Origin of the sequence: Cellulomonas terrae (assembly GCF_007990265.1) — a bacterium.
Classification (GTDB): domain Bacteria; phylum Actinomycetota; class Actinomycetes; order Actinomycetales; family Cellulomonadaceae; genus Cellulomonas; species Cellulomonas terrae.
Genome location: NZ_BJWH01000003.1, coordinates 202,047 through 217,832 on the forward strand (window position 1 = coordinate 202,047; position 15,786 = coordinate 217,832).

Below are 15,786 nucleotides of genomic sequence, written 5' to 3' on the forward strand. Positions count from 1 at the left end.
GATGAACGACTTCGCTCCCCCGGGTCCCGCGCGGTTCTACGGCAAGTACCGCGGGACGGTCGCGAGCAACACCGACGTCATGCAGCTCGGGCGCGTGCAGGTGGAGTGCCCTGCGGTGCTCGGGCAGGGACGGATGAGCTGGGCCATGCCCTGCACGCCGTACGCCGGGGACAAGGTGGGGCTGTTCCTGGTCCCGCCCGTCGGCGCGAACGTGTGGGTCGAGTTCGAGGGCGGCGACCCGAACTCGCCCATCCTCGCGGGCTGCTTCTGGGGCACGGGCCAGGTGCCCGCCTCGCCCGCGGTCGCCGACGTGAAGATGCTCAAGACCGACGCGATCTCCGTCGAGCTGTCCGACCTGTCCGGGGCGGGCGGCGTGAAGGTCTCCGTCGGGTCTCCCGCGGTCTCGACCACGATCACCGTCGAGGCGACCAGCAGCGGGTTCACCGTCGCGATGGGCAGCAACAAGATCGCGGTCTCGATGTCGTCGGTGTCGATCAACGACGGCGCCCTGGAGGTGAAGTGATGCCCGGCAACCTCGTGACGCAGTCCGCCACGGTGACGTGCGCCCACCAGGGTCAGGCCAAGCCGGCGAGCGCGTCGCCGCGCGTCACCGCGGGTGGGCAGGGCGTCATCCTGCTGGCCACGCCGTACACGGTGTCGGGCTGCTCGTACCCGCCGCAGTCGGGCGGTCCCGACGTGAGCGCCCAGTGGAGCAGCGGCACGACGCGGGTCACCTCCATGCAGCAGCCGCTCGCGATCCAGAGCGGCTCGGGCTCCTGCCTGCCCACGGGGGTCCCCATGACGTGCACGGCCACGCAGACCCGGGTGAGTGCCACATGAGCACCGCCTCGCCGCGCCGGTCGGTCCCGCCGCGTCACGTGGCGTTCCCGCTGCGCCTGGACGCGCGGGGGCGCACCGCGCTGGTCGACGACTCCGTCTACGTCGCGGGCCTCGTCGAGCAGGTGCTGTTCACGGGCCCGGGTGAGCGGGTCAACCGCCCGGACTTCGGCAGCGGGGTGGCCCGCCTGGTGTTCGCGCCGCTCGACGACGCGCTCGCGGAGACGACGCGGGCCCTCGTGCAGGGGGCCCTGCAGCAGTGGCTCGCCGACCTGGTGCGGGTCGAGGACGTGCAGGTCACGGCGGTGGACTCGGCGCTCGAGGTGGTCGTCGTCTACTCCCCGCTGTACGCGTCGCACCCCGACCAGCGCAGGACGGTCACTGTGACCGGTGGACCGACCGCCGGGGTGACGCCGTGACGGCCGGCAGCCTCCCGTTCGCGGCCCCGATCGACCTCGAGGCGCGCCGTGCCCTCGTGCGCGGGCGGCCCGGGATCGGCGAGCCCGACGGCATCGACGGGATCGACCACGTCGAGGTGCTCTCCAACCACGACGGCGCATCCGACCAGGTGCCCGACGCACCGCAGCAGAGCACCCTGCTCGTGCACCTGCTCAACGGGCCGGTCCCGACGACGTGGACGGCGGACACGGTGCACGTCGTCGGTGGCGTGCGGCCCGACCCCGCGCTCAACCCGGTGCACGCCGTGTGGGCCTACCGCGCGGACGCGATCGTCGGGACGGCGAGCGACCCCGTCGGGCCTCTGCCGGCGGGTGTGAGCGAGGCCGACCAGACGCTCGTCGCGCAGGCGCTGCCCGACCCGGCGGACCCGGACCACGACGACCTGGCGCGTCGGGTGCTCGTCGTGCGCACGTCGTCGTGGGGCGACCGGTCGACGTACACGCTGCGGCTCGCAGGACCGGGAGGCCTCGGCGCTCCGGACGGCGTGGACCTGCCGCTGTCGACCGCCCCGTTCGCGTTCTCGGTGGACTGCCCGACCGACCTGGACTGCCGGGAGGAGTGCGCCCCGTCGGAGGGCGAGGTCGACCTGCTGCCCGGCGACTACCTGGCCCGCGACTACGAGGCGTTGCGCACCCGGCTGCTCGACCGGCTGGCGACGCTGCTGCCGGACTGGACGGACCGCAACCCGGCGGACCCCGCGGTCATGCTCGTGGAGCTGTTCGCCGCGGTGGGCGACCGGCTCGCGTACTGGCAGGACGCGGTGGCCGTGGAGGCGTACCTGGGGACCGCGCGGCGCCGGACGTCGGTGCGGCGGCACGCGCGGCTCCTGGGCTACGCGGTGCACGAGGGCTGCTCGGCGCGCACCCTCCTGGCGTTCACGACCGCTGCGGGCGCCCTGACGGTGCCGGAGCGGACCCCGGTGACGGACCTGCCGGCGCGGGCCGGCCAGGACATCGGGGTGCCGGTCGACGCGACCGACCTGGGCGGCACGGTGTTCGAGACGGTCGCCGCGGTCGAGATCACCCCGGCACGCAACGCGCTGCCCCTGTACGCCTGGGGCGACCCGGACCACTGCCTGCCGGCGGGCACGACCGCGGCGTTCGTGGCGAGCGGCACGGGAGCCGCGGACGATCCTCGGCTGCGCGCGGGCGACGTGCTCGTCCTCGTCGACACCCCGGTCAACGGCGTCGCCCGGGAGGGTGACCCGGGGCGCCGGTTCCCCGTGCGGCTGGTGCAGGACGCGCGGGGGCACGACGACCCGCTGAACCCGGCCGTGCGCGTCTGGGAGCTGCGGTGGCACGCGGCCGACGCCCTGCCCGCTCCGTTGCAGGTGACCACGCCCGGGACCGACGACGCCAGGGCCCTCGCGCTCGCGAACGTCGTCGTCGCCGACCACGGCGCGACCCTCCTCGACGAGACCCTCGTGCCGCCGACGGTGCCGGCCGACGGCGCGTTCCGCCCGCGCCTGCAGCGCCCCGACCTGACGTACACGGACCCGACGTTCCCGACGACCGGCGCCGCCGGTGCGCTGCTGCGGCCCGACCCGCGGCGCGCCGGGGCGGCCCTGTCCCTGTACGACGGGCAGCGCACGTGGCTGCCCCGGCCCGACCTGCTCGCGAGCGGGCGCCTGGCGACGCACGTCGTCGTCGAGCCGGAACCCGGCGGGGTGTCCCGGCTGCGCTTCGGCGACGGGCTGACGGGCCGGGAACCGTCCGTCGGCTCGACGCCGCTCGCGTCGTACCGGATCGGCACGGGCGCCCTCGGCGGCCTCGCCCCGGACCGGCTGGTCCGGCTGCTGCCCCGGGCGGACCGCCTCGCCCCGCCCGCGGGGGTCGAGGTCTGGAACCCGCTGCCCGCGACGGGCGGGACCGACCCGGAACGCCTCGAGCAGGTGCGTCAGCTGGCCCCCGCGGCGCTGCGCACCCAGCTGCGTGCGGTGACCTCGCCGGACTACGCGACGGTCGCCGAGCAGCACCCGGGCGTGCAGCGTGCCGTCGCCCGTCGACGCTGGACGGGGTCCTGGTACGCCCAGGAGGTCACCGTCGACCCGGTCGCGGCGCTCGCGGACGACGACACGCTGGACGACGAGCTCGTCGCCTCGCTGGAGGTGCGCCGCATGGCGGGCATCGACGTCGAGCTCGAGCGGCCCGTGCTCGTGCCGCTGACGATCGCGCTGTTCGCGTGCGTGCGACCCGAGCACGACGCGGCCGACGTCGAGGCAGGGCTGCGCGACGTCCTCGGCTCGGGGACGCGCCGCGACGGGCAGCGCGCGTTCTTCCACCCGGACCGATTCACGTTCGGCGACCCCCTGCGGCTGTCGGACGTGGTGGGTGCCGCGATGACGGTCGACGGTGTCGCGTGGGTCGAGGTCACGCGCTTCGCGCGGGCGGACGCCGGCGCCGCGCAGGCGGCGGCGACCCTGGCGGCGGGCGAGCTGCTCATGTCGCCGCGCGAGCTGCTGCAGTGCGACTCGGACCCGAACGACCCGGAGGCCGGCCGGGTCGACATCAGGCTGGGAGGCGGGACATGACGACCCGGACGGGCTGCGGCTGCGGCGGTGCGTGCGGCGGTGCGTGCGCGGGCCGCGGGCCTACCGCGCCCGAGGGGAACCTGCCCGGTCAGCGTGCCCTGCGGTGGCGGGTGGCGCCGCACGGGACGGCGCTGGCCCGGATGCGCGAGCACCTGGCGGAGCCCGCGCAGGACCTCGCGGTGCGCTCCCTGGCGACGCAGCCGGCCGCGGACCCGACCGTCGCGCTGCTCGACACGTGGGCGGTCGTCACGGACGTCGTGTCGTTCTACACGGAGCGGATCGCGCAGGAGGGCTTCCTGCGGACGGCGACCGAGACGGCGAGCGTGCGCCAGCTCGCGCGCACCCTCGGCTACGAGCTGCGGCCGGGTGCCGCGGCGCGCGTCGAGCTGGCGTTCGCGGTGGAGACCGCACCGACCGCGCCGCTGATGGTGGACGTCCCCGCGGGGACACCCGTGCAGTCGGTCCCTCCGCCCGGCAAGCTCCCGCAGACGTTCGAGACCACCGCGGACATCGTCGCGCGCGTCGCGTGGAACGCCGTTCCCGGGCTCGACCGGGTCCGTCAGGCGTTCCCCACAGGGACCGACGAGGTCTGGCTGGACTCGACGGCGCCGCTGGTCGAGGTCGACGACCGGCTGCTCCTCGTCGGGCCGGCCGCGGCCGGCCCACCGCGCCGGGCGCGTCCCGGCGGTGCCGACGCGCAGTGGGCGCTGCGGCGCGTCACCGCGGTCGACGTGGACCCTCCGTGGGCGACGGGCTGGACCCGCGTGACGCTCCACGCACCGGTGACGTTCGCCGGCGGGCGCACGCTCGGCGACGTGCGGGTGCTGCGCCTGACCCGGCGGCTCAACCTGTTCGGCCACAACGCCCCCCGCACGGAGCTTCTGCAGAACGAGGACAAGCGCATCGCGTTCGTGACGAGCGGCGTCCCCGACGAGCTGTGGCCCGGCTGGGCACTGAGCGAGCTCGAGATCGACGGCGACGTGCCCGACCTGGTCCCTGGCTCGTGGCTCGCGCTCGAGAGCGGCGACCAGGTGGAGGCGTTCGAGGTCACGGGCGTCTCCGCCGGTGGCGCGCGCCGGTTCGGGGTCGCGAACAAGGTGACGCGCGTCGACGTCGACGACGACAAGCGGGTCGCGGGCTTCGACCGGGAGAGCACGCTCGTGCACGCCGTGAGCGAGGAGCTCCCGACGGCGTGGATGCCGGACCCGGACGCGGTGGGTGCACCCGCGACGACGCTCGACGTGCTCCCGACGGACCCCCCGCTCGAGGAGGACCTGCGGGTGCTCGTGGTCGGCGTCACCCCGGACGACGAGGAGGTCGTCGAGGCAGCCACGGTGGTCGCGGTCCAGCAGCGCTCCGGCGACTCGGTGCCCGCGGGTGGCGCGCAGCGCCTGACCCTCGACCCACCGCTGGAGCACCAGTACCGCGCCGGCTCGGTGGTCCTGCACGCGAACGTCGCCGACGCGACGCACGGCGAGACGACCGAGCAGGTGCTCGGCAGCGGCGACGGCGCCGTCGCGTTCCCCCGGTTCACGCTGCGCAAGGCTCCGCTGACCTACGTGTCCACGACGACGAACGCTGCCGGGGTCGAGGCCGAGCTCGAGGTGCGGGTCGAGGACGTCGCGTGGGCGCAGGTCGAGTCGCTGCTCGACGCGGGGCCGACCGACCAGGTGTACGTCGTGCGGCAGTCCGAGGACGGTGTCTCGACGGTCGTGTTCGGCGACGGCCTGCACGGCTCCCGGCTGCCGTCGGGGGCGGAGAACGTGCGCGCGACGTACCGCGCGGGGATCGGGGCAGCCGGCATCGCGGAGGCGGGTGCGGTGATGCTGCCGGTGCGCCGGCCGCGTGGCATCGCGACGATCACGAACCCCGCCGCGACGCACGACTGGGCACCGCCGGAGGACCTGGACGGTGCCCGCACCAACGCCCCGCAACGGATCCGCACGCTCGACCGCGCGGTGTCCGTCGCGGACTACGCCGACTTCGCGCGCAGCTACGCACGGGTCGGCCGGGCGAGCGCACACCTCGTGTGGGACGGGCGGACACGGACGATCGTGGTCTCGGTGCTGGGCGTCACGGGTGACCCGGCCACGACGGACCTGCTCGCCGACCTGCAGCAGACGCTCGACGCGGCCCGCGAGCAGCGGGGGCAGCGTGTGGTGCTGCCGGGCGAGGTCGTCCCCGCGGTCGCGCAGCTGGGCATCCACGTGGACCCGCGCTACGAGGTCGCGCCCGTGCTCGCCGCGGTCCAGGCCACGCTGCTCACCGCGTACGCCGCGATGGACCTGGCGACGTCGCTCGCGGCGTCGTCGGTGCTCGTGACGGCCGCGACCGTCGAGGGCGTCGAGTCGGTGACGATGCCCACCCTCTCCGCGCCGGGCCTCGCCGACTCGACCGCCGACCTGCTCGTCGCCGCACCGGCCCGCTGGGACCGGCCGTCGCCCGACGCCGACAGGCAGCTCCTGCCCGCGCAGGCCCTGCACGTCACAGCCCTCGTGGAGGTGCTCGCATGACCGTCTCCGACCTGCGGCGCGACGAGCGCACCGCGTACCTCGAGTCGCTGCTCCCGGCGCACGTCCTGCAGCGCGACGCCGAGTCCGGCGGTCTGCTGCACGCGCTGCTGGGCGCCGTGGCCACCGAGCTCGCGACCGTCGAGGACGACCTGCAGTCGCTGTACGACTCGTGGTTCGTCGAGACGGCGCCGGAGTGGGTGCTTCCGTACCTCGCGGACCTCGTCGGACTCGAGGGGCTCCCGGGCGACCTGGGGTCGGGCACCGGGGCGGGCGTCTCGCGGCGCGGCGTCGTCGCCAACACCGTCTCCTACCGGCAGCGCAAGGGCACCGTCGCGGTCATCGAGCAGGTCGTCCGGGACGTGACGGGCTGGCCGACGAAGGCCGTCGAGACGTACCGCTTGCTCGGCACCACGACGCACGTCAACCACGTCCGGCCGGAGCGACCGACGTGGGCGAGCCTGCGCGACGCCGCGAGCGCCGAGCTCGGCTCCCCCCGGCTCGCCCAGGGGGCGCTGACCAGGTTCGCGCACACGGCCCACGTGCGGCGCGTCGACCCCGGGCGTCACGGCGGACGAGGCCGGTACGGCATCGAGAACGTCGCGGTGTTCGTGTTCCCCGTGCAGGTGTACGAGGCGGTCGACATCGCCGCACGCGCCCTGGGCGACCCCGACGACGGCTGGGCGACGCACCCCCTCGGCGTGCGCGAGCCCTGGTTCGCGGTGCCCGCGACGGAGGCCGCGATCGAGCACCTCGCCGTCGAGAGCGACCTGCCCGTGCCGCTGCGGCCGCGCCGCCTGCTCGCGCTGCTGCGCGCGGAGCGGGCGCTCGGGCTGGAGGGTGACCCCACGGACCTCCCGGTCGCGGTGCGCATCGACGGGGGCGACCCCCTCGAGCCGTGGCGGGTGCGGGTGCGCGGCCTCGAGGAGCTCACGACGGTCGACCCGTCCGGCGACCCGGCGCTCGGCTGGCAGGTCACGGTGGACCCGGTCTGCGGTCGGGTGCGCACCTACCTCGACGGCGTCGCGACCAACCCGGGCTCGGTGCTCGTGCGCTACGCGTACGGCGCGGTCGCGGACGTCGGTGCCGGCACCTACGACCGCAGTCCCGGGCACGCCGAGGCCCTGGCCGACGACCCGTTCACGGGCGACACCGACGAGGGTGGCGACCGGGTCGAGTCCCAGGTCCTGGTCCGGACGGGACCACCGGCCGGCGGGCTGCAGACCACCGTCGTCGACGGGCTCGCCGAGATCGCGGCGCGGTGGGCGGCGTCCACCCCCGACCTCACCGGCGGCACCCAGGTGCTGTCCGTCGCGGACAGCGAGGCGTACGCCGGGGCGCTGGACGTCGAGGTCCCCGCGGAGTCGCGGCTCGTGCTCGTGGCGGCGACGTGGCGCGGGCGGCAGCTGCTCAACGGCGACGTCGAGGCCCCCGTGCCGGGCGTGTACTCCCCCGACGGTCTGCGCCCGCGCATCGTCGGGGACGTCGTCGTCACGGGAGCCACCGGGTCCGCCCTGCTCCTGGACGGTCTCGTCGTCGACGGGGACGTGGTCGTGCGGGCCGGCGACCTGCGGTCGCTCACGCTGAGCCAGTGCACCGTCGCAGGACGCGTCGTCGTCGAGGGCACCGCCGACGACGGCAACCGCGAGCTGGCCGTGACGGTACGGCGCAGCCTCGTCGGCGGGATCGAGCTGGTCGGGACGGTGCCGACGCTGTCCGTGCGGGACTGCGTCGTCGACCCGGCACTGACGGACGCGCTCGCCGACCCCGCACCGCAGGCCCCGGCGGTCACGGCCCCGGGCACGCACGTCACCGTCGACGGGACGACGCTGTTCGGCACGCTCGACGCGCGCATCCTCGACGTGACGTCGAGCCTGTGCACCGAGCTCGTCACGGTGGTCGACCGGCAGCGTGGCTGCGCGCGGTTCAGCTACCTCGCCCCGGGTTCACGGACACCGCGCCGGTTCCGGTGCGTGCCGCAGCCCGACGCCCCCGGCGGGGACTGGCCGTCGTTCCTCGCCGGAGGTCCGGGCGCCACGAGCCTCGGCTCGCCCTTCTACCCGTCGCTGTCGCCCGCCGCGCCCTCCTCGGTGCGCCGCGGCGGCGAGGACGGCGCCGAGATGGGCGTCCACCACCACCTGCGCCGTCCCCTGCGGGCGGACGCAGCACGTCGTCTCGTCGAGCCCTACGTGCCGGCGGGGATGCAGATCGGACTGTTCGGGAGCTGACATGCACGCAGACCTCACCCGCCGCACCTTCGACCCCGCACTGGGGTTCCGGTCCGTCGTCATGCAGCAAGGCCGCGTCCTGCTGGACGCCGAGTGGAACGAGCAGGCCGACATCACCGCGCACCACGACGAGGTGCGCACCGCGGACATCGTCGGTCCGGCCGGCGGCGTGGACCCCGGCGACGGCTCCCCCGGGCCGTTCGCCATCGTGTCGCTGACCACCGGTGAGGTGGCCGACGACGGTCCGTTCCCCTGGGAGGACCTCGGGGTGACGCCCGGGCGCTACTACGTCGACGGCGAGCTGGTCGAGTCGTCGGAGCCGCCCGGACCCGCGACCGCCTGGCCGCTGACCGAGCAGCCGTTCCTCCCGCAGGTCTCGGACGAGCCGGCCGTCGGCCAGCCGGGGGCGAACGGTCGGTACGCGGTCTTCCTCGACGTGTTCGACCGCCTGGTCACCGCCGACGAGCGGCCCGAGCTGCTGGAGTCGGCCCTCGGCGGTCCCGACACCGCCGCGCGCGCGCAGACCGTGTGGCAGGTGCGCCTGGAGGCCCTCCTCGGGGACGAGGTCTGCTCGCAGGTCGCCGGGGCCCTCCCGCTGCGCGTCCCACGGCTCATGGTCGCCGGGGTCGCCGACGCGCAGGCCCAGACCGACCCCTGCTCGATCACCGCGGGCAGCGGGTACGAGCTGCTCGAGAACCAGCTGTACCGGGTCGAGGTGCACGACGTCGACGGTGGCGCACGGTTCGTGTGGTCGCGCGAGAACGGCTCCGTCGTCGCCAAGCTGGTCTCCGTCGAGCCCTCCGTCGTCACCGGCATGGACCACGCGCTCGAGCTGGACCGCGTGGGGCGCGACGAGGAGCTGTCCATCCTCCCGGGGGACCTCGTGGAGGTCACCAGCGTCGCTCTGCAGCTGCAGCACCGGCCGGGGTTCCTCGCCCGGGTCGGCTCGACGGTCGACTCGGTGGCCGAGAACGTGGTGCACGTCGCGTGGCTCGACACGGCCGTCACCAGCGTGTCCGCGCTCGGTGGGACGCCCGTCGTGCGCCGCTGGGACGGGGGCCCGACACCGCTGAGCGCCGCACCGCAGCCGCTGGAGGGCGGGATCACCGTCACCTTCCCGGCCGGTGGCACCCCCGCCGTCGGCGACCACTGGCTCGTCCCCGCGCGCACGGTCCGGCTCGCGTACGGCGTGACCGCCCGTCAGGGCACCATCGAGTGGCCCGGCCTGCCGGACGCACCCCTGGCCCTGGCACCGCACGGCCCGAGCACGCACCGCGCGCAGCTCGGCATCCTGGAGCGCGACGCGGACGGCTGGCGGCTCGTCGCCGACTGCCGGTCCCTGTTCCCGCCGCTGACGGCGATGACGTCGATCGACCTCGTCGGCGGTGACGGCCAGGAGGCCATGCCGGGCGACGAGCTCCCCCAGCCCGTCCGCGTCGTCGTCCGGCGCGGCGCCATCCCCGTCGCCGACGAGGACGTGCGGTTCACCGCGGCCGGTGGCTCGCTGCGCACGGCAGGCGGGGGCGCGGGCAACCCGCTCGTCGTCGCGACCGACGCCGACGGTCTGGCCGAGGTGCTGTGGACGCTCGACCCCGGCGGTGCGACCACGCAGACGCTCACGGCCCAGCGCCTGACGGACACGCTGGACGTCGAGGACGTCGCGGTGGTCGTGACCGGGCGGCTGTCCGTGGCGAGCCAGGTCCAGTGGGACCCGGTGTGCCGGGGGTTCGCGGAGGAACGGACCGTGCAGGACGCGCTCGCTCGTCTCGTCGAGACCCCGAGCGTCGCGCTGGTCGGCGGCGACGGGCAGGAGGTCGCCGCACGCGGCTCGACCGTGCCCCAGCTGGTGCGCGTCGCGGTCGACTCGCCGTGCGGCCCGGTCCGCGGGGCGACCGTCTCGGCCGCCGTCGCGCGCACCGGCCTGGTGCTCGGGGTGGCGGACGGCTCGCCCGTCCCCCCGACGCTCGCGAACACCCCCGGCGCCGACCAGCGCGTCGCGACGGAGACCGACGAGCAGGGTGTCGCGGCCTTCGTGTGGCAACCCGGGTTCCTCCAGCGCGACACGGGCGCCGGGGCGACCAGCGACGTCCTGACGATCGTGCTCGAGACGGTGCCGGGGCCCGTCCAGCCCGACGAGGCGCCCATCCGGGTCACCGCGCAGCTCGACCCGCCCGGTGGGCGGACCGCCGGCGTCCACGTCACCGCGGTGCGGTTCTTCTCCGGTGAGGACCTCGAGAACGACGAGGTGTACAGCTTCGAGGAGCTGGGGGGCCAGTTCCCCGGGATCGCGGTGCTGCTCGATGCCCCCGTGCTCCAGCAGAGCGTCCAGGGAAAGCCCGTCGGGCGGGTGCTGCTCGAGCTCCCGTGGCCTGTCACGCCCGAGTCCGAGGTGTGGGCCGCGCCGCCGGCGTGGGCGCGGCGGACCGTGGAGATCGCGGGGAACCTCAACGCGGACGGCGCACTCATCATCTGGACGCCGCAGCGACCGCTCGACGAGCTGTTCCAGCGGGTGATCCGGCAGCTGCGCCTGCTCGCGGCGGAGCAGCAGCTCGGTGAGCCGCCGCTGCCGCTGCTCCTGCGGCTGCAGCTCGACGGGTGGGCGATCCTCGGGGAGGACCCGGCGCTGCACCTCAACGGGCACGCCACCACGGTCATGTCCGACCGGCGCACGGCCCTGGAGCTGCCCACCACCGACGAGGTCACGGGCGGACGGTTCGAGACGTGGTTCTGGTTCGACGAGCAGCGCGACGCCCCGCCGCCTCGCCGAGACCTGTTCCGCCCCGGCCGGATCGACCTCGGCAGTCTCGACATCGACCCGCGACGGCTGCTGCGCCCGCCCGGTCGCACCATCCAGCCGGTGGACCCGCTGCCGCGGCTCGTCGTCGACGACCTGCTGGGTCGCACCCGGGGGTTCGTCACGCGGCGCGCCGCCGAGGTCGGTGTCGAGGTGACGTTCGTCGAGGAGGACGCCGCCGGCGTGCGGGGCGGGACGGTCCTCGGCACCGACGTGCCGGCCGGCGAGACGCTGCTCGGGGGTGAGCACCTGGTCGTCCGGGTCGCCCGGGGAGCGAGCGGATGAGCAGCCCCCGGGCGGTGGCCGAGCACGCGCCCGGGACGCCGGGACCCGACCGCCACGCGGGGTTCGCCGCTGCCGACGGAACAGCCCTCGACACCACCACGCGCCGTGCGATGGAGGCCGGGTTCTCGCACGACTTCTCGACCGTGCGGGTGCACGCCGACGACCGAGCCGGCACCGCCGCCCGGGGGCTGCGGGCACGAGCGTTCACCGTCGGGACCGACGTGGTGTTCGCCCCCGGTGCGTACCGGCCCGGGACCGCCGACGGTCGCCGGCTCGTGGCGCACGAGCTCGCGCACGTCGCGCAGCAGGCGGCAGGTCCGGCCGGCGCCGCCCGGTCGCCCGCCGCGCGGGCCACCGGGAGCGGCCACCCGTCGGAGCGTGAGGCGGACACCGCTGCCGCGGCCGTGCTCGCCGGGGGCCGGTTCGTCGTGCACGAACACCCTCCGGACGGTGCGCAGTGCGAGGACGAGGTCGAGAAGGAGCCCGGGGCGGGCGACGAGGTCGTCAAGGGGCTGTCGACGTTCGTCGACAAGGTGAAGGACGACCCGAAGATCAAGAAGGAGATCATCGAACCTGCCACCGAGGCGGTCACGCGCCCGTTCGGCGCCCTGTCGGGCGGTGAGAAGGGGGCGCTGATCGGGTTCGGTGCGGCGACCTACGGTCTGGGCATCGGCTCCCTGCTGGCCGACCCGTCGGGTCGCCAGAAGCTCCAGGGGTTCAACCTCGCGACGCCCCTGTCGCTCGTCCCGTACGCGACTCTCACGAAGCTCGACTTCCAGCTGCCCGACGCGACGAACCCGAACCTGCGGTTCAGGACGGCCTTCGACCTGGGCGACCTGATCACGCTCTCCCACGGCTGGAAGGGTCTGAGCCTGACGGCGGACCTGGCCTGGTCGTGGGACCCGGCCGCCGAGCGCCTGTCGCTGGCCGGCGGCACGGCGAAGCTCGGTCTGCTGCCGGGGCTGAGCGTCTCGGGCGGGACCTTCCCGTCGCTGCTCCAGCTCCAGCCGGCGTTCGCCGCGCCCGACCTGCCGGGCCTCGGGCGGAGCCGGTTCGACTTCGGCGAGGCACCGAAGGTCCCCGACACCCGCATCATGCTGAACATCGACCTGCTCAAGCTGCCCACGGTGGGCGACGCCCTCAAGAAGGTGTTCTGACGACAGTGGTCTACGGCACCTGCAGCCCGTACATCCGCGCGTAGTTGCGCCAGTCGAACAGGGACATGAAGCCCTGCTCCGCGGCGTCGACGCTCGCCTGCGCCGCACCCGACGCGGTGGACTGCGTGCGCGACGCGTTCGAGGAGCCGCGGGCCGCGCCCCCGCGCTCGGCGGGATCGGTCGCCGGCAGCGCGTCGCGGTGGGCGGCCGCGTCGGACGCCGGGCGGGCTCCCGCGTGCGTCATCCACCGTTGCAGCGCGTCATGGAGCGACTCGCCCTCGACGCTGCCGACGAAGTCGTCACCGAACTCACCACCTGCGGCGTTGCTCGGGACGTCCTCGGGCGAGAACCCGCTGCGGTAGGAGTCGCCCCACTCGCTCAGCCACTGCACGACCTCGTTGCCCAGCCCGAGCCCTTCGGCGACGACGCTCCCGGCGGAGACCGCCATGCGCGCCGCTGCGGCGAAGTGCCGGATGTCCACCCACCCGTAGGTGTCGGTGTAGAAGTACCGGTCGGTGTTGCCCGCGTGCGCGTCGCTGAGCGCGTTCAGCACGGCGACGACGCTGCCGTCGCCCTCGTGCGCCGAGACCCAGTCGAGCACGTGCGACGGGTCGGTCGTCCCCGCCTGGTTGGGGGCACGGTGCAGGACGAGCGCACCCGTGCCCCGACGGGCCGGTGCCAGCTCGTGCCCGACGGCGTGCCCGCCCACCGCCCGCGCGGAGAGGCGGCCCGCCTCCGCCTCGGCAGCCGCCCCGTCGCGGACCGTGCCGGACCGGTTCTGCAGCACGTGCACGACCTCGTGCGCCACCAGACCGGGCGAGGCGTCGGCCGGCAGGGAGACCGCCTCGCCGTAGGCGAACGCGTGCGCCTGCACGCGTCGCCGGCCGTCCGCGCCACCACCGGTGTCCGCCACCCGGATCGACGACAGGTCGTGCCCGACGAACGCGCGCTCGAGCCGTGCGCGGTGCGGCAGCGCGCCCGGACGGGCGCCCGTCACCGTGTCCGCCGCGACCTCCTCGACGCTGCGGCGCTGCTCCCTCCCCGGCGAGGTCACGCCGGGCGCCGCGGTCCTGTTGCGCCGCGGTTCGCGACGCGACCGTTCTTCGCGAGCTCCCAGCGCACGGCCTGCGCCAGGTGCGACATGGTCAGGACGCCTCCGTCGTCCGCCGCGAGGTACGCGGCCTGCAGCGCGGCTGCGGCGATCGCTCCGCCGGACAGGTCCGCCTCGGCCAGCCGGCCCAGGTCGAGGTCAGCGGTGGGCAGGGCCGGCGGCAACGACTGCTGCCACATGCGCAGCCGTGCAGGGCGGTCCGGGTACGGGAAGGTCACGATCGTCGACAGCCGGCGGGTGAACGCGACGTCCAGCGCGGAGCGGGCGTTCGTCGTCAGGACCGCGAGCCCGCCGAACGCCTCGAGCCGTTGCAGCAGGTAGCCGACCTCGACGTTCGCGTACCGGTCGTGGCTGTCCTTGACCTCCGAGCGCTTGCCGAACAAGGCGTCCGCCTCGTCGAACAGCAGCACCATGCCGCCGTCCTCTGCGGCGTCGAACAGCTGCGCGAGACGCTTCTCGGTCTCCCCCAGGTACTTGTCGACGACCTGGCTGAGGTCCACGTGCACGAGGTCCAGGGCGAGGTCGTGGGCGACCACCTCCGCCGCGAACGTCTTGCCCGTGCCGGAGTCCCCGGCGAACAGCGCCGCCGTACCGCGACCGCGCTCGCTCGCCGCGGCGAACCCCCACGCGTCGAGCACGGTCGTCCGGTGCCGGGCGGCGGCCACCAGGGCGCGCAGCTGCGCGAGCTGCTCGTCGGGCAGCACCAGCCGGTCCCAGCCGACCGTCGTGCTCCGCACCCGGGCCAGCCCTCCGACGTCGGCACGCGGGCGGCGGCGGCACGCGGTCCACAAGGACACCCCGTGTGCGACCTCGTCGGCGGCGACGCGCACGTCGGGCAGCGCCAGGTCGAACGTCCCCGCGGCCGCTGCCACCTCCGGCTCGGGGACGTGCACGCCCGCGCGCCGCAGGGCCCGCGCGTACGTCCCGGCGCGCTCCCCCGCGCCGAGCCGCGGGACCCGCAGCACCGGCACCGCGAGCCCGTCCAGACCACCGGCCACGGCTCCGCCCGGCCGGTCCGAGACCGTCATGACCAACGGGACCTCGCTCGTCGGGACGACGCGGCCGACCGCGGGCACGAGCCCGGGCGGGGCCTGCTCGAGGTCCAGCACCCACCCGACGCGGCCGAGCAGCGACTCGCGGGCCATGCGCCGCACGAGCGCGGCGAGCTCCGGCCCGCTGGTCGGCAGGTCGGACGCGGCCACGAGCCGGGGCTCGAGCCCGACGGTCGCGCAGGCGGCCGCCGCGATCTCCCGGGTCGAGCGCGGTTGCGGGCCGCGCAGCACGACGAGCCCTTCCGCCGCCCACCGCCGCACCACCTCGGCGGCCACGGCGGCGTGCGTCGGAGGCAGGTCCGGCGGCGTCTCGAGCGGTCGGCTGAGGCCGTCGAGCCGCTCGTCGCTCGTCTCGACGCCGACCAGGTGGTGCACGACGCGTTCGTCGGGCAGCAGCGGGGTCGCCAGCAGCGCCGACGCGTCCTGCGGGCGCAGGAGCGACCACGACCGCAGCGGCGCCGTGTGGGTCAGGGCGTCCCAGTGCGGGTCCGGCAGGATCGCGAGCGCAGCGGCGAACGTGAGGAACGGCTGGCCGGTGCGCTCCGCGAGCTCGCGTCCGACGTCCCCCACCAGGTCCGGTCCGGAGGCGAGCAGCAGCGTCGCCCGCTCGAACGAGGACAGGTCGAACGCCGCCGCCACCTCGTCGAGCCGGCTGTCGCCGGGGGTGCGCGCGCGGAGCCCGTCGAGCCGGGCGCGGGCGGGCGCCGGGTCCCCACCCACGACGAGCGCGCGCAGCACGTCGAGCTCGGCGACGACGAGGTCGCGGTCCGCCGTCGTGGATCGCTCCTGCCGTCCGGCGTCCGGGGTCGCCGTCGAGGTCACG

General features: G+C 75.4%; 10 protein-coding genes. 8 read left to right on the forward strand and 2 right to left on the reverse strand.

The genetic code is table 11. The annotated features are described in order from the left end of the window. Nucleotide 1 precedes the first annotated feature (1 nt). From CTE05_RS04880 to CTE05_RS04915, 8 genes are read left to right on the forward strand one after another with little or no spacing between them, the layout of a single operon-like run. Complete coding sequence (locus CTE05_RS04880; protein ID WP_146844987.1) at nt 2-523, forward strand: phage baseplate assembly protein V; 522 nt, start codon at nt 2-4, stop codon at nt 521-523. Beyond that, a complete protein-coding gene (locus CTE05_RS04885) occupies nt 523-840 on the forward strand; it encodes a hypothetical protein (RefSeq protein ID WP_146844988.1) in 318 nt (105 codons plus the stop codon). Before CTE05_RS04880 ends, CTE05_RS04885 begins: the two co-directional genes overlap by 1 nt. Then, complete coding sequence (locus CTE05_RS04890; RefSeq protein WP_146844989.1) at nt 837-1,256, forward strand: GPW/gp25 family protein; 420 nt, start codon at nt 837-839, stop codon at nt 1,254-1,256. Before CTE05_RS04885 ends, CTE05_RS04890 begins: the two co-directional genes overlap by 4 nt. Further along, the gene (locus CTE05_RS04895; protein ID WP_146844990.1) at nt 1,253-3,826 is read left to right on the forward strand and encodes a baseplate J/gp47 family protein; all 2,574 of its coding nucleotides are present in this window, start codon (nt 1,253-1,255) and stop codon (nt 3,824-3,826) included. Before CTE05_RS04890 ends, CTE05_RS04895 begins: the two co-directional genes overlap by 4 nt. Next, complete coding sequence (locus tag CTE05_RS04900; protein WP_146844991.1) at nt 3,823-6,339, forward strand: baseplate J/gp47 family protein; 2,517 nt, start codon at nt 3,823-3,825, stop codon at nt 6,337-6,339. Before CTE05_RS04895 ends, CTE05_RS04900 begins: the two co-directional genes overlap by 4 nt. Continuing rightward, entirely contained in the window at nt 6,336-8,564 is a 2,229-nt protein-coding gene (locus CTE05_RS04905) for a phage tail protein (protein ID WP_146844992.1), read from the forward strand. The genes CTE05_RS04900 and CTE05_RS04905 overlap by 4 nt, the downstream gene beginning before the upstream one ends. A gap of 1 nt (nt 8,565) precedes the next feature. Beyond that, on the forward strand, nt 8,566-11,643 hold the full coding sequence (locus CTE05_RS04910) for a DUF6519 domain-containing protein (protein ID WP_146844993.1): 3,078 nt from the start codon (nt 8,566-8,568) through the stop codon (nt 11,641-11,643). Next, nucleotides 11,640-12,800 (forward strand): eCIS core domain-containing protein, encoded by a 1,161-nt coding sequence (locus CTE05_RS04915; protein ID WP_146844994.1) that lies wholly within the window; start codon nt 11,640-11,642, stop codon nt 12,798-12,800. Before CTE05_RS04910 ends, CTE05_RS04915 begins: the two co-directional genes overlap by 4 nt. Before the next feature lie 10 nt (nt 12,801-12,810). Here CTE05_RS04915 and CTE05_RS04920 read toward each other — a convergent pair whose 3' ends face one another. Both CTE05_RS04920 and CTE05_RS04925 read right to left on the reverse strand, forming a co-directional pair. Further along, entirely contained in the window at nt 12,811-13,854 is a 1,044-nt protein-coding gene (locus CTE05_RS04920) for an eCIS core domain-containing protein (RefSeq protein ID WP_186814740.1), read from the reverse strand. Beyond that, the gene (locus tag CTE05_RS04925; protein WP_146844996.1) at nt 13,851-15,785 is read right to left on the reverse strand and encodes an ATP-binding protein; all 1,935 of its coding nucleotides are present in this window, start codon (nt 15,783-15,785) and stop codon (nt 13,851-13,853) included. Before CTE05_RS04925 ends, CTE05_RS04920 begins: the two co-directional genes overlap by 4 nt. Nucleotide 15,786 lies beyond the last annotated feature (1 nt).

Excerpts from the sequence above, each read along its gene's own strand:
- CTE05_RS04905 (WP_146844992.1), top strand. The coding sequence starts at position 6,336 with ATGACCGTCTCCGACCTGCGGCGCGACGAGCGCACCGCGTACCTCGAG.
- CTE05_RS04910 (WP_146844993.1), top strand. The coding sequence starts at position 8,566 with ATGCACGCAGACCTCACCCGCCGCACCTTCGACCCCGCACTGGGGTTC.
- CTE05_RS04890 (WP_146844989.1), top strand. The coding sequence starts at position 837 with ATGAGCACCGCCTCGCCGCGCCGGTCGGTCCCGCCGCGTCACGTGGCG.
- CTE05_RS04915 (WP_146844994.1), top strand. The coding sequence starts at position 11,640 with ATGAGCAGCCCCCGGGCGGTGGCCGAGCACGCGCCCGGGACGCCGGGA.
- CTE05_RS04880 (WP_146844987.1), top strand. The coding sequence starts at position 2 with ATGAACGACTTCGCTCCCCCGGGTCCCGCGCGGTTCTACGGCAAGTAC.
- CTE05_RS04885 (WP_146844988.1), top strand. The coding sequence starts at position 523 with ATGCCCGGCAACCTCGTGACGCAGTCCGCCACGGTGACGTGCGCCCAC.
- CTE05_RS04900 (WP_146844991.1), top strand. The coding sequence starts at position 3,823 with ATGACGACCCGGACGGGCTGCGGCTGCGGCGGTGCGTGCGGCGGTGCG.